The organism is Granulicoccus phenolivorans DSM 17626 = NBRC 107789 = JCM 15570, assembly GCF_000423085.1.
Lineage (GTDB): Bacteria > Actinomycetota > Actinomycetes > Propionibacteriales > Propionibacteriaceae > Granulicoccus > Granulicoccus phenolivorans.
In genome coordinates this window covers 1-14,612 of record NZ_AUHH01000007.1, presented here as the reverse complement: position 1 = coordinate 14,612, position 14,612 = coordinate 1, and the positions used below count along the sequence as shown (strand labels likewise).

Below are 14,612 nucleotides of genomic sequence, written 5' to 3'. Positions count from 1 at the left end.
GATATTTCGTTATCTGCTACGCTCCGTCCATGTCGAATAGCAGCGTGGCTGTCGGAATCTCGGTCGATGTCGACCTCGAGGCGAACAAGCAGATGAAGGCCAATCCGCAGCGCCACCGGGACGGCGGGAGAGTGCCGGTGCTCACCCCGGCCGCGCTCACCACCGAACTCGGCGACCGGGTGGCCGGGGTGACGACCGCATGAGCGAACCGCAGAAGTGCCCCTTCGACCTCGCCCGGATCAACAGCGAACCCCACGCCGACCGGGCGTACGCAGCCGCGCGCGCCGAGCACGGGCCGGTCTTCCGGGCCGACGACCTGGGCGAGTATGTCGCGGTGCTCGGTTACGACCAGGTCCGCGCGGCCGCCGGGCAGCATGACGAACTGTGTTCCGGACAGGGCGCCACGATCCCCGGGCTCGGGGTGGGCCAGGCGATTCCGACCGAGGTCGACGAGCCGGAGCACCGTCGCTATCGCCGGTTGCTGCAGCCCGAACTGCGTCCGGACCGGGTTTCGGCCCAGGAGGCCCGGATCGTCGAGATCGTCGATGGGATCATCGACGGCTTCATCGAGGAGGGCCGCGGCGATCTTCGGGAAATCGCCGAACAGTTGCCCGCACTGATCATTGCGGGGATTCTCGGAGCGCCGCAGCGCGCCCAGGAGATGCTCGAGGTCTCCGACCTGCTGAACCGCGCGGCGGGGCGTACCGATGACGCGGCAAAGCAGGCCAAGCAGCGGTACGCCGCGTTCATCGAGGAACTGGTCACCGACGCGGAGAGCGACCCCGAATCCCAGGGGCTGCTCGGCCTGATCTCGCGGGCCGACCTGACCCACGACGAACGGGTCCGGATGGGGATCAGCCTGGTGATCGCCGGGCACGAAACCACGGTCAACGGCATCAGCAGCCTGCTCTGGTCGCTCGGCGAACACCCCGAGACCAAGAAGCGGGTGATCGCCGATCCGGGGTTGCTGCCCAGGGCGGTCGATGAGGCCCTGCGGCTGGAATCGCCGATTGCGATGATGGGTCGGACCGCCACCGAGCCGGTCACCCTGGCCGGGGTCGAGATCGGCGTCGGGGAGAAGGTTGGCCTCTTCTTCGGGGCGGCCAATCTGGATCCGGACCGGTTCCCCGATCCGGGCACGTTCGACATCGATCGCAGTGCTGCCCAGTCCCACCTCGCCTTTGGGCACGGGATCCATCGCTGCGTCGGGGAGCACTTGGCGAAGCTCGAGATGCGGGTCGCCGCCGAGGTCGTCCTGCGCCGGATCCCGGACTATCGCATCGACGGTGAGGTCCGGGTCGGCGCCAACATCGCCATGAATCGGGGGCTGATCTCGGTCCCGGTGATCTTCACCGCCAAACAACTCGGAGGTGTCTCCCGTGGGGAATGACGAATCGGTCCATGACTACGTGGTCGTCGGTCTCGGATCCGCTGGGGCCGTGGTCGCCGCCGGGCTGGCGGCCCGGGGCTATCGGGTCCTCGGCCTGGAGGCCGGCGGTACCGACCTGCAGCCCCAGATCGCGTTGCCGGCGGGCATGATGAAGATGCCGCGCAAGAACTACTGGCCCTATCAGGTGGAACCGGATGCGACCCGCAACGGCAAGCGGGACATGTGGGCCTCGGGGAAGGTGCTCGGCGGCGGCAGCGCGGTCAACGCGATGCTCTGGGTCCGGGGACACCGCGACGATTTCGACGAATGGGCCGAGCTGGGGGCCACCGGCTGGGACTACGAGTCGCTCCTTCCGCTGATGCGCGAACTCGAGACCAGCAACGACCACCACGGTCCGACCCGCGGCGAATGGGGGCCCCAGCAGGTGTCCCGGGTGCGACTGGATCACCCGGTCGTCCGCAGTTTCATCCAGGGGGCGACCGAGGTCGGCTTCCCGTACCGCGACGACTACAACGCCGACGAGCAGGTCGGGGTCGCCTGGTCCCAGCTGTCCCAGCAGCACGGCTTGCGGCACACCAGTGCCCGGGCGTTCCTGGGCCCGGCCGCCCGGAAATACCGCAACCTCCGGGTGGCCACCCATGCCGTCGCGCGCCGAATCCTGTTCGACGGGAACCGGGCCTCCGGGGTCGAGTACCTGCGCCGGGGCCGGGTCCATCGGGCCATTGCGACCAAGGAAGTCATCGTCTGTGCGGGCGCCATCGCCACACCGGCGCTGCTGCTGCGCTCGGGCGTCGGCTCGGCCGACAGCGTGGCTGCCCTGGGCGTACCGGTCGTCGCCGACGTGCCCGGCGTGGGCCGAAATCTGCAGGAACACACCACCGTCCGGCTGCAGTACCAGGTCAACATCCCGACGCTGAACCAGGAGATGACTCCGGCGGGTGTGGTGCGCGGCGGCTACCAGTTCCTGGCCCATCACAGTGGCCCCGCGACGGCGCCGCTGGCCAACGCCGTGCTGTTCGGTCGCCTCGATGGGGCATCGACCGGGCGGGCAGACTACCAGGTGATGTTCGCCCCGCTGTCCCTGGCGGTCCGGCCGGACGGCAACGCCTCCAAGCAGAACGTGCAACTGGCCGACAACTCGGTGATCTCGGCCCTGGTGGCGCTGCTGCATCCGCGGGCGCGCGGGTCGGTGACGGTCCATTCGACATCGCCCGACGAACTGCCCGAAATCAAGCTGGAGTATCTGTCGCAGGAGCAGGATGTCGCCGACATGATCGCGGCGGCGCGGCAGGTCCGGGAGATCTTCACCGCCAGCCCGCAGATGCGCGCACTGGTGACCTCGGAGGACTTCCCAGGGGTCGAGGTACGCAGCGACGAGCAGTGGCAGACCTTCCTGCGGGAGAAGATCCAGAACTGTGCGCACTGGGTCGGGACCACCCGGATGGGCTCCCCGGAGGATCCGGACGTGGTGGTCGATCCGGTCCTGCGGGTACGCGGGGTCGACGGCCTGCGGATCGCCGATGCGTCGGTGATGCCCACGATCACCTCCGGAAACACCAACGCGCCCGCCATCCTGATCGGCGCCAATGCCGTCCGGCTGGTCACCCGGGCCTGATCCGGACACGCGGCGAGCCCTGCGCTGACCCTGCCGGTGCGCCCTGCCCGGCCGGTCGGGTGGGGTGCGCCGGCCGGAGTGGGCCGATAGTGACTCCAGAGGGTGCGATCGGGCCGAATTCGACCCGATTCGGGCATCTGGTGGCAGGATCGGCCCACTCACCGGTCGAGCCCGGGTGTCAGCCGGCAGCGCGGACCGTTGACGGACTTTCAGAACTTGCCGAAGAAATGAACGCCCACACAGAAGTCGGCCGACATCGGTGCCGGGCACCGGGACATCCCGAGTCAGGCGACCTCGGGCTGCCGGTCGCCGGAGAGCAGAATCTTGAGAATCAGCTTCAGGTCCTCGCGGGCCTCGGTCATCTCGCCGTCGTGCCGGATCAGGTCGCTGAGGGTGGCCTGGCGGTGCATCGCGGCCAGCATCCGCATGGCCGTCTCGACGGGCACATTCAGTTCCATGTCGAGCGCCGCCAGGGCCCGGGACATGATCTCGACGAGTGCCTCCTCGGTGGCATCCTCCATCGACCGATATTCCTCGGCGAGCTCGGGGGTGCGAGCGGCGTACAGGCGGATCTCCTCGCCGAACAGCAGCTCGGCCGTCCGGTTCTGCCGCAGGCTGAGGAACAGGTCCACCGCGGCGCTGACCAACTGATCCTGGGCGGCGCTCTGCAGCGGGCTCAGGTCCAGCCGGGCCACCGCTTCCCGGGAGGCGGCGACGGTGGTCTCCCGCTCGCGCCGCATCACCTCGACCACGACCTGATGGATGGTGCTGAAGTTGGAGTAGAAGGCTCCTCGGGTGAAATTCGCCCGTGAGCAGATGCTCTCGACCGAAGCGCCGGCGATGCCGTTCTCGGCGAAGACCTCCAGGGCCGCGTCGAGCAGGCGTTCGCGGGTCAACGCGCGGCGCGCGCTGACCTTGATGCCCTCGGTCACTGTTTCCCCTTCCGCAAGGCCACGTTCCAGGCTACCCAGGTTTTCGGATCGATGTTAAGTCATCTCTCAGCTAACCCTGATCCTGGATGTGGAATGAGACTTTACTCAGGGTTCGGGCTGCTCCTGGGTGTAGCCGGCGAAGAGCTTCGCGTATTCCGCCAGGGCCGCTCGGGCCGTGGCGCTGTCGCGACTGACCAGCCAGCGGTTGGTCACTCCCGACAGCGCGCCGAGCAACATTTCCGCCAGCAGGTCGTCGGGCAGGCTCGACCGGACGCCGGTGAGTTCGATGAACTGGCGCAGCATCGTCCGGGCGAGGGTATGAGTGGATCGCCCGTCGGCCATCGAGAGCTCGCGCAGTTCCGCGTCGCGCTGGGCCAGCACGGTGAGCTCGGCGATCACCACCTGCGCCTGGGGGTCGGCCTCGACCTGGTCCCAGTACGCCAGGAAGATCGCGAGGATGGTCTCCCGGACGTCCGCGGAGGCGTCGATCTGCGCCCACACCTCCGCCAGGCCGCCGGTGATCTGGCCGGTCAGCAGTTCGGCGTACAACTCCTGCTTGGAGCGGAAGCAGTAATGGAAGGCCCCGTGCGGCATGCCGGCCTCGGCGCAGATGGCGCGGGTGGTCGCGGCGGCGACGCCTTCGCGCTTCATCAGGGTCCAGGCGCCCTCGATCAGCAGCGCCCGCCGCTCGGACACGCTGAGGCGCGGGCGGTGCGGGGCGGGGGTCTGGGCAGCGGACATGTCGAGAACGCTAGCATTGCCGGCGCCGAGTTGGGCGGTTGACTTGGTCAGTTGGCCAAGTCCGCGGATCGGTTCTAGGCTGGGTCCCGTTCTGCCCGGGACGCGTGTGTACGCAGGAGGCTCGATGTCCACGACCCTGTACGAGTTGGGGCGCTGGTGTTTTCGCCATGGCCGTCGCGTTCTGGCGATCTGGCTGGGGGCCGCGGTCGTGCTCGGGGTGCTGGCCTTCGGGGTCGGCGGCAAGTTCGACGACTCCTTCACCATCCCGGGTACCGAGTCCCAGACCGCGCTGGACCAGTTGTCGATGACCTTTCCGCAGGCGGCCGGAACCGCGGCGAATGTGGTGGTCGCGGTCCCGCCGGGGCGTACGGTCGACGACCCGGCCGTCCGGCAGGCGATCGAACGGATGGTCACCGACCTCGAGGGCATCGACCACGTCGACATCGTCACCAGCCCGTACTCCGACCTGGTCACCGGCCTGATCAACCCCGACCGCACCGCCGCGATGATCAACGTCTCGGTCGGCCTGCCCAGTACCGAGATCACCGACGCCTATCGCGCCCAGCTGCTCGAGCACGGCAAGCAGTACCGGACCTGGCTGCCCGACGCGCAGGTCGAGATGGGCGGGCAGGCCTTCTCGGTGGAGATCCCGACGCTGTCCGCGGTGGAGGGGATCGGGGTCCTGGTCGCGCTGGTGGTCCTGCTGCTCACCCTCGGGTCGATGCTGGCCGCCGGGATGCCGCTGCTCACCGCGATCCTCGGTGTGGGCATCTCGATGCTGATCCTGCTGATCGCCACCGGGCTGACCAGTATCAACTCCACCGTGCCGATGCTGGCGGTGATGCTCGGGCTGGCGGTCGGGATCGACTACGCGCTGTTCATTATCTCCCGGCACCGGGAACAACTCGGGCACGGCATGGCCACCGAGGAATCCGTCGCCCGGGCCGTGGCGACCGCCGGATCGGCGGTGGTGTTCGCCGGTACCACGGTGATCATTGCCCTGGTCGGCCTGGGGGTCGCCGGCATCCCGTTCATCACGGTGATGGGCATCTTCGCCGCCGTTGCGGTTGCGACCGCGGTCTGCATCGCGCTCACCCTGCTGCCGGCCCTGCTCGGGCTGGCCGGGGAACGGCTGCGCCCCAAGGTACGCACCGGCAAGCGGGCCGCCGCCCGGGCCGCGAAGGTCGCCGCCGCGAAGGCCGCCGGCCAACCCCGGCCGGGACCGGCCCGGGCCTGGGTCGGCATCGTCACCCGGGTGCCCTGGCTGACCATCGTGATCGTCGTGGTGGGCCTCGGCGCGTTGGCGATCCCGGCCAAGGATCTGCATCTGTCCCTGCCGAACTCCGGGCAGCACGAAATCTCCGCCCCCGACCGGATCACCCACGACCTGACCGAGCAGAAGTTCGGCCCCGGCTACAACGGCCCACTGATCGTGACCGGCGAGATCATCCAGTCCACCGACCCGCTCAAGCTGGCCGCCGACCTGCGGGCCGAGGTGGAGGCGGTCCCGGGCGTGGCCAAGGTGCTGCTGGCCACCCCGAACCAGAACGCCGACACCCTGATCGTGCAGGTCATCCCCGCGTACGCCCCCGACGACCAGCGCACCGCCGACGTGGTCCAGGAACTGCGCAACCGCCAACCCGAGTGGGCCCGCACCCTCGGCATCCGGACCGCCGTGACCGGCATGACCGCGGTCCAGATCGATGTCTCCACCCAACTGGGGAATGCGCTGGTGCCGTTCGGGATCTTCGTGGTCGGGCTGTCGCTGATTCTGCTCACCATGGTGTTCCGCTCGATCGCGGTTCCGCTGAAGGCCACCCTGGGCTTTCTGCTGTCGGTCGGCGCGGCCTTCGGCGCAACCACGATCGTGTTCAACTACGGCATCGGCAAGGAAATCATCAACCTGGAGAAGCCGATGGCGGTCATCTCCTTCCTGCCGATCCTGCTGATGGGGATCCTGTTCGGGCTGGCGATGGACTACGAGGTCTTCCTGGTCTCCCGGATGCGGGAGGAGTACGCCCACGGCAAGTCGGCCCGGGAGGCGATCCGGCACGGGTTCGTCGGCTCGGCCACCGTGGTCGTCGCGGCGGCGGTGATCATGTTCGCGGTCTTCGCGTTCTTCGTCCCCGAGGGGATGGGGCCGATCAAGGCGATCGCGTTCGGGCTGGCGGTCGGGGTGGCCGTCGACGCGTTCCTGGTCCGGATGACGCTGGTTCCGGCGGTGCTGCAACTGCTCGGGGACCGGGCCTGGTGGCTGCCCCGCTGGCTGGACCGGGCCCTGCCCAGTTTCGACGTCGAGGGCGAATCGCTCGCCCACGTGCTCGCCGAGCGGGCCTGGCCCAGTCCCGAGGACACCCACGTGGTGATCACCGAGAACCTCACGGTGGAGCATCGGGAACGACCCCTGTTCGCCGGAGTCGACCTGCGGCTGCAGGCGGGCGAGAAGCTGGTCGTGCAGGGCCCCGGGGGCCCGCGGACCGCGCTGCTGCTGGGCCTGGCAGGCCGGGTCAAGAGCCTCACCGGCCGGGTCAAGGTGGCCGGCCTGGTGCTGCCGCAGGAAGCCGGGAAGGCCCGCCGTCGGGTCACCTACCTCAGCGCGCCGAGTGCCGCGCAGCTGGGGCGTACGCTCGACCGCGGCACTCCCGACCTGCTGATCCTCGACGACGTCGACGCGCTGACCGACCCCGACACCCGGGCCGTGATCGCCGACCTGAGCATCCGCGAGGACCTCACGATCATCCTGGGCGTCAGCGATCTCGCGCGCGCCGACGACCTCATTGCCGGTGAGCACTATCGGATCGAACTGCTCCCGGCCCCGGCGGCCACCCCGGCCGCCCCGGACGACACCCCTGCACGGGCCGACACCCCCGGCCCGGAGGACACCCCCGCTGCGGAACTCGAAGGAGCCACCCGATGAAACTGGAACGCGCCCTGAATCCGCGGCCGGTGCGCTGGTACACCCTGCTCGGGATCGTGCTGATCCCGATCCTGGTCCTGCTGACCTTTGTCGGCGCGACCTGGGGTTCGCAGGATCGCTGGCACCGGGTCGAGGCGGCCGTGGTCAACAACGACGAGATGGTCACCATCAACGGCCAGGCGGTCCCGCTGGGCCGCCAGCTCGCCGCCGAGCTGACCAAGCGTACCGATTCGAACCTGAACTGGGTCCTCGCCGATGAGTCGAACGCCCGCGCCGGGATCGAGTCCGGCCGCTTCGTGGCGGTGGTGACGATTCCGAAGGGGTTCTCCGCCGCGGCGACCTCCTATGCCGGGGATCCGGCGCAGGCGCACCAGGCGGTGGTCTCGGTGGAGACCTCGAAGATCAGCGGGATCGCCGACACCACGGTCGCCCAGCAGGTCTCCGACTCCGCCCAGCACGCCCTGAACACCACGCTCACCGAGACCTATCTGGACAACATCTACCTCGGCTTCAACGAGACCGGCAAGCAGTTCCAGACCGTCGCCGACGCGGCCGGGCAGCTGGCCGACGGCGGCAAGCAGGTCTCCGACGGGATCCACCAGAGCGCGCAGGGCGCCGGGCAGTTGTCGACCGGGCTGGACCAGGCCGCCACCGGGGCCGCGTCTGCCGCCACCGGGGCCGGCCAGCTCGCCGACGGCGTACGCCAGAGCTCGGCCGGAGCCGGACAACTCGCCGACGGGATGGGCCAACTGTCCCAGGGCAGTCCGCAACTGCGCAGTGGGGCCGGACAGCTCGCCACCGGCGCCGATCAGCTCGCCACCGGGATGGAGACGATGGCCGGCCAGACCCGGAACCTGCCCGGGCAGACCCAGCAACTCGCCGGGGGAGCGCGCCAGCTCGCCACCGGCGCCCAACAGCTCTCCGACTCGGTGAACCGGGGCAGCAACGGACAACCGTCGCTGCGTACCGGCGTCACCCAGTACGTCGCCGGGGTGAACCAACTGGTCGACGGGATGGCTCCGCTCACCCAGGCCCTCGGGAACGCCCCGCAGATGACCCCCGACCAGGTCCGCCAGGCGCAGCAGGCCCTGGGCCAGGTGCAGTCGGGGACCCAACAGTTCGCCACCCAGCTCGAGGGCCTGGCCGGCGCGCAGTGCCCGGCCACCCCGGACCTGACTGCCGAGCAGCGGCAGGGCTTCTGCGCCGGCTGGCAGCAGGCGGTCGGGGCGCTGAACACCCGGGATCCGCAGACCGGCCTCACCCCGGTCCAGTACGCCAAGCAGATCGGTGGCTCCGCCGAACTCGGCCAAGCGCTGACCAGCGCGCAGCAGCTGATGACGCTGTTGCCCGAACTGCAGCAGAACGCCGGGCGGCTCAGCGAGCTCAAGTCCGGCGGCGCCCAGCTGGTCAGCGGCGTGAACCAGCTCGGGACCGGGACCGAGCAACTGGCCACCGGCGCCGGGCAGCTTGCCGACGGGACCGAACAGCTCGCCGGGGGACTGGTCCAGCTCAACGACGGGATCCAGCAGTCGGCGACCGGGTCCCGGCAACTCGCCACCGGGGCGAGTCAGCTGGCGACCGGGGTGAACCAGTACACCGCCGGGGTCGACCAGGCCGCCACCGGCTCCCGGCAACTCGCCGACGGGATGGGGCAACTGTCCACCGGCGCCGATCAGCTGTCCGGCGGGATCAGCCAGCTCTCGACCGGAATCAGCGCCGCGGCAGAGGGCCAGCGGCAGTTGGCCACGGGGTTGACCCAGCTCGATACCGGCGGCAAGGACCTGGCCGATGGGCAGCGCCGGCTCGCCGACGGGCTGGCCGACGGCGCGACCAAGATCCCCTACTACAACGACAACGCCCGGGCCAACCTCAAGGAGGTCGTGGCCAATCCGATCGCCCGCACCGGGTCCGGGCTGGTGCCCGACGCCGCCTGGCTCACCCTGGTCCTGGTGCTCGCGCTGTGGCTGGGGGCGCTGGGGACCTATACCGTGCTGCAGGCGATCCCGAGCCGGCTGGCCACCTCCACCGACCCGAACTGGAAGGCGGTTCTGAAGTCGTTGCTGCCGGGGCTGGGGATCATGGCCACCCAGGCGGTCGCGCTCACCGTGCTGGCCTCGATCGTGCTCGATCTCGGCCCGGGCAAGGGCTTCGCGACCCTGGCGTTCCTATTGGTGGCCGGGGTTGCCTTCGTGCTGCTCAACCACGCCCTGGTCGCCTGGTTCGGTGGCTGGGGCCGGTTGATCGCCGGGGTCCTGGCCGCGATCACGGCGGCTGCCGGGCTGCTGTCGGCGGTGCCGGCGGTGTTCGATGTGCTGACCGCCCTGTCACCGCTGACCCCGGTGCTGCACGGGGTGCGCGCGATCGTGACCGATTCCACCGGGGTCACCGGGTTCGTGCTCGGCACCCTCGGCTGGCTGATCCTCGGCCTGGCCGCCTCGGTGCTGGCGGTGCTGCGGCGGCGTACGGTCAACCTGGCGGGGCTGCTGCGGTCCAGGCCGGGTTGGGCGGCCGGGTGACAGGCAGGCCCGAGTAGACCTCAGCCGACGCGGCGGGTCAGCTGGTAGCCCTGGTCGTCATAGATGATCTCCCAGCGGGTCCCGCGATGGATGGTGGCGCCGTACTCCGCCCCGTTCACCTGGGTGTTCCAACCGCCGTTGACGTTGTCGATCACCAGGTAGTCGGCCGGGGGATTGCCCTGCTGGCCGATGAAGTACACGTCGTGGTGGTCGACCAGATGGTTCATCAGCGACGAATCGCTCTCCACCACGGCCCCACCCGGCACCCGGTCGATCAGCGCCGCGGCCGCCTGCTGACGCGGACCGGTGAACTCCCAGGTCGCCGGTTTGGTCAACTGCCACAGCGGTAACTGGTTCGAGATCGCCACCGCGAAGGTCAGCACCACCGCCGCGCCGTGCTTGGCGTACCCGCGCCAGAACGCCACCTTGGAGTCCTGCAGCTTCGCGATCCCTTCGGCGGCGGCCACATAGGCGATCGGCATCAGCATCAGCGAGTAGTGCCAGGTCTGGCCCCAGTGCCCCTCGTTGCCCGACAGGAACCGCCAGCCCAGCGTCGGCAACAGCGCCAGCGCCAGGTTGCTGCGCAGGCAGAAGAAGCCGGTGCAGGCCAGCAGCAACAGCACCGTGGCCATCTTCTGTTCGTTGCTGAGAATCTCCGCGAGGGTGCCGATCGGGTTGGACACGACATCGGTGAGGGACACATTGTCGGCGTAGTCGTACTTCCCCCGCGGATTCAGCGCCGGCAGGATCACGAACATCGCCAGCACGAACCAGAGCAGCCCCCAGGCGCTGAGCAGACCACCGAGCAGCCACCGCCTGGTCCGCAGCACGAGCACCACCCCCAGCATGAGCACGGTGAGCCCGAGGTCCTCCTTGACGAAGACCAGCAGCCCGAACCAGATCGCCGCCGCGACCGGGCGTTGCTTGATCAGCAACCACAGCCCGATCGCCAGGATCGGCGCACCCATCGCGACCTCGTGGAATTGCACCGCTGCCGCCTGCTGGACCCCCCAACTGAACGCGTACGCCAGCCCGATCAACCAGCCCCCGACCCGGCCCAGCAGCAGATCGGCGGATTTCGTCACGAAGAAGGCCGACACCGCCAGCAGCAGCGCTTGGCACGCCATCAGGGTGAACGCCGAGGGCAGCACGGCGTACACCGGCGCCAGCAGCACCAGGATCGGGTGGAAATGGTCGCCGAGAATGTTGTAGTCGGCGCCCTTGATGTGCACGATCGGCGGTTGGAAAGAGGCGTACTGCTGGATGATCTGGGTGAAGATGCCCAGATCCCACGACGGTGACTGATAGCGCAGCCACTGGGTGGCCGCCAGGGTGAGGTACGCCACCGCGGCCAGGGCGAGGACGGTCCAGGCGCTGGCCGGTTGGGCCGCGAGCAATTCGCGGGTCCGGATGGCGAGGCGTCGCAGATTCGTGGGCATCAATCCTCCTGGACGGGCACGGGCAGTCTGACCCCTGGAGCGGGGCCTGTCCAATCGGGCTCGCCGCCCGGCCGGCAGGATTCGGGCCGACCCGCGGGTCGGGATCGATGGGCCGGCCGTGAGCCGGCAGCAGATGCCGGTAGCGTGGTGTTCTTTTCGATCACGTTCGTTGTTCCGCTCTGCGTAACCCGCGCGCCTACACTGGCGACGTGCAGTGGCTTGAATTTGAATCATTGGTGAACGCGCGCGACGTCGGTGGGATCCCCACTGTCGACGGGGGCACGATCAGATCCGGGCGGCTGCTCCGCTCGGACAATCTGCAGGCGCTGACGCCGGCCGACATCCAGCATCTGCGGCAGCTCGGGCTGACCGATGTGATCGACCTGCGTACGGCCTTCGAGGTGCATCACGAGGGCAATGGGCCGCTGGTCGGCGCTCCCGGGATCCACTTCCATCACTACTCCTTCATCAAGGAGCAGTACGGCAACGACCAGGAGACCCTGGAACAAGCCGTCCCGGACAACACTGAGGCGGTTCCGGCCGCCACTCTGGCGGCGGCCCTGCCGAGCGCGGCGCCGGCCGAGGCGCCGGGCAAGCAATTGCCGTTCATCGGGCGTACCTTCGCCAAGGTCACCGCCGATCCGATGGCCTCGCACTACCTGGCCTACCTGACCGAGCGGCCGGAGTCGGTCCTGGGTGCTCTGCGGGCGGTCGCGAACGCGAACGGCGCGGCCCTGGTGCACTGCGCCGCGGGCAAGGACCGCACCGGAACCACGGTGGCGCTGTCGCTGCTGCTGGTCGGCGCCGAGCCGGACGCCGTGGTCGCCGACTACGCGGCCAGCAGCGAACGGATCGACCGGATCATCCAGCGGCTGATCGGCACCGAGACCTACTCGAATCTGAAGGATCGGCCGCTGTCGAGTCACCGGACCGAGCCCGAGTCGATGCGCCAGTTCATTCACTACGCCGACAATGAGTACGGCGGCGTCGCCGGTATGCTGGGCCGAATCGGCTGGACCGAGGCGGACACCGACAGGATGCGCGCCCGCCTGCTCGGCTGATCCCTTCGATCCGGGGGATCGCGGGCACGGGGTCGAGGAGCGAGGGGTCCGGAAGCGATGTCGATGAGCCAGCGCAAGACGATGCTGTTGGTCGGCATCCCGATGCTGGTCGTGGTCATCATCCTGGGCGTCGTCACCGCGCTGGTGATCGACAACAACCGCAAACGCGGGACCGGCCCCGGCGGCACGGCCTCACCGGTCGAACAGATCTCCGGTACGCCGGGCCCCCAGCCGCCACCGGAGGTGCTGGACCGGACCCGATCGGGCGTACGCCGCGTGGTTGCGCTCACCTGCGGCGGCACCGGGATCGGCACCGCGTTCCGGTTCGGGGAGTATCTGGTGACGACCCAGCGGGTCGTGGACCAGGCCGTCGCGGTCGGGATCGTCGTGGACGGGCGGACCGTCTCGGCCGACGTGGTCCGGGCCGACCCCGCCACCGGGGTGGCGCTGTTGAAGCCGGCCGGTGCGGTACCGGGCTACACCTTCACCTTCGGGCAGCGCCAGATCGCGATCGGCAACCAACTCCAGTTCAGTGGCTTCCCCTCCGGCGCCGGCACCCGCGGCACGTGGCAGGCGGTCAGCGGTACCGTCACCCAGGACGCCAAGGTGACCACCGCCGGCGGCGCCACCCTGCAACTGCGGACCCTGGCCGAGCCGCTGGATCCGGGCCTGGCCGGTGCCCCGGTGCTGGATGAGACCGGTGGCCTGCTCGGGATGGCGTACGCCAACCCCGACCACCCTGAGGTGAACCAGGTGGTCGGGCTGGACTCGATGGCCGATGCGCTGCTCGCCCCGGCAGGACCCTCGGCCACCCCGGCGACCTGTGCCACCCCGGCCGGGCCCAGGGTCGATGTGGTCGTCGGCGGCTCGGGCCCGGACTCGTCTCGGCAATTGGCTGGTCATTTTCTGACTGCGGTGAATGCCGGCGACACCGATACTGCCTATGGACTGCTCACCCCGCAACTGCAGCAGAACATCGACAAGGCCACCCTCGCCCGCACCTGGGCGGGGAAATATGCCCTGAACGCAGCCCTGAGCGAGGGGCCCGACCTCCAGCTCACCTTCGACCGGCTGCAGTCGGGCGCGCCCACCTGCCAGCGGGTGGTGGTCCGGATCTCCGAGGTGCAGGGGAAGCTCAACGTGTGGGACTCGGCGAACCCGACTGCGTGCAGCTGACCCGCCCGGCGCGGTGGCCGGCCGGGTGGTGGTGACCGGGTGGCCGGGTGGTCGTGACTGGGTGGTGGTGACTGGGTGGACCGGCCGGGTTGCGCTGATCCGGTGGGCCGATCCTGCCGCCAGTCGGGTCGTTTCGGCCGATTTCGGGGTTCGAACGCACAGTAGTGGCAGGATCCGCCCACGCGGCCGCTGCGCCTCCCGGGCCGTGGGTCCTGGCGCTCTTCGCGAGTCCCGGTCCGGGCGCGGGTCGCGGGTCGAAGTGCGAGGCACGGGTCCTGGTGCTGTTCGCAGGTCTTCGTGCGGTTCGCAGGGCGCGGTGCGGTGCGCGGGTCCTGCAGGGCCAGCGAACTCCATGGCGGCCGGCGAATCCCCATGACGGCCCGCGAAACCTTATGAGGGCCGCGGTCACGCGCTTGGTCTCGCCAGTGCGCAGGGTGAATCCGACCGCGTGAAGCTGACCCGCTGTGCCGGCGCGGTGGTCGTGGCCCGGTGGGTTGGCCCGGTGGTGGTGACTGGGTGGGCCGGCCTTGTGGTGGTGACCGGTGGGTTGGCCCGGTGGTGGTGACTGGGTGGGCCGGCCTTGTGGTGGTGCCTGGGTGGGCCGGCGGGGTGGCGCTGATCCGGTGGTCCGATCCTGCCGCCAGTCGGGTCGTTTCGGCCGATTTCGGGGTTCGAACGCACAGTAGTGGCAGGATCCGCCCACGTGGCCGCTGTGCCTCCGGTCCGCGGGTCGACGTGCGGGTCACGGGTCGAAATGCGGGTCGCGGGTCGGCGTGGTGTGCGCGGGTCCTGCAGGGCCAGCGAACTCCATGGTGGCCTGCGAAA

Annotated in this window: 10 protein-coding genes; 7 read left to right on the top strand and 3 right to left on the bottom strand. The window is 69.6% G+C overall.

From position 1 onward, the window contains the following. The first annotated feature begins 29 nt into the window (after positions 1–29). Genes G531_RS25585 through G531_RS19900 form a run of 3 tightly spaced genes read left to right on the top strand, consistent with a single transcriptional unit; the run spans position 30 to position 3,005 of the window. Entirely contained in the window at positions 30–203 is a 174-nt protein-coding gene (locus tag G531_RS25585) for a hypothetical protein (RefSeq protein ID WP_155827926.1), read from the top strand. After that, on the top strand, positions 200–1,390 hold the full coding sequence (locus tag G531_RS19905; protein ID WP_051214945.1) for a cytochrome P450: 1,191 nt from the start codon (positions 200–202) through the stop codon (positions 1,388–1,390). Before G531_RS25585 ends, G531_RS19905 begins: the two co-directional genes overlap by 4 nt. Beyond that, positions 1,380–3,005, top strand: a complete 1,626-nt coding sequence (locus G531_RS19900; protein WP_035757037.1) for a GMC family oxidoreductase — start codon at positions 1,380–1,382, stop codon at positions 3,003–3,005. Before G531_RS19905 ends, G531_RS19900 begins: the two co-directional genes overlap by 11 nt. Before the next feature lie 284 nt (positions 3,006–3,289). Here G531_RS19900 and G531_RS24260 read toward each other — a convergent pair whose 3' ends face one another. Continuing rightward, positions 3,290–3,937 carry a TetR/AcrR family transcriptional regulator gene (locus tag G531_RS24260; protein ID WP_051214944.1) on the bottom strand — a complete coding sequence of 216 codons (648 nt, stop codon included), beginning with the start codon at positions 3,935–3,937 and terminating at the stop codon, positions 3,290–3,292. Between the two features lie 105 nt (positions 3,938–4,042). After that, positions 4,043–4,678 carry a TetR/AcrR family transcriptional regulator gene (locus G531_RS24255; RefSeq protein WP_051214943.1) on the bottom strand — a complete coding sequence of 212 codons (636 nt, stop codon included), beginning with the start codon at positions 4,676–4,678 and terminating at the stop codon, positions 4,043–4,045. A 124-nt stretch (positions 4,679–4,802) separates the two neighbouring features. On the opposite strand from G531_RS24255, the gene G531_RS19885 reads away from it, so the two are divergent. Together G531_RS19885 and G531_RS19880 are read left to right on the top strand one after the other, a co-directional pair. Continuing rightward, complete coding sequence (locus tag G531_RS19885) at positions 4,803–7,595, top strand: MMPL family transporter (RefSeq protein ID WP_051214942.1); 2,793 nt, start codon at positions 4,803–4,805, stop codon at positions 7,593–7,595. Continuing rightward, positions 7,592–10,111 carry a YhgE/Pip domain-containing protein gene (locus G531_RS19880; protein WP_035757034.1) on the top strand — a complete coding sequence of 840 codons (2,520 nt, stop codon included), beginning with the start codon at positions 7,592–7,594 and terminating at the stop codon, positions 10,109–10,111. Before G531_RS19885 ends, G531_RS19880 begins: the two co-directional genes overlap by 4 nt. A 20-nt stretch (positions 10,112–10,131) precedes the next feature. Here G531_RS19880 and G531_RS19875 read toward each other — a convergent pair whose 3' ends face one another. Then, positions 10,132–11,550: a DUF2079 domain-containing protein gene (locus G531_RS19875; RefSeq protein WP_051214941.1), complete on the bottom strand. Its 1,419-nt coding sequence runs from the start codon at positions 11,548–11,550 to the stop codon at positions 10,132–10,134. A gap of 209 nt (positions 11,551–11,759) precedes the next feature. Between G531_RS19875 and G531_RS0102465 the strand changes: the two genes are divergently transcribed. Beyond that, positions 11,760–12,611: a tyrosine-protein phosphatase gene (locus tag G531_RS0102465; RefSeq protein ID WP_026926046.1), complete on the top strand. Its 852-nt coding sequence runs from the start codon at positions 11,760–11,762 to the stop codon at positions 12,609–12,611. A gap of 63 nt (positions 12,612–12,674) precedes the next feature. Continuing rightward, complete coding sequence (locus G531_RS0102460) at positions 12,675–13,787, top strand: S1 family peptidase (protein WP_169796223.1); 1,113 nt, start codon at positions 12,675–12,677, stop codon at positions 13,785–13,787. Positions 13,788–14,612: the final 825 nt, after the last annotated feature.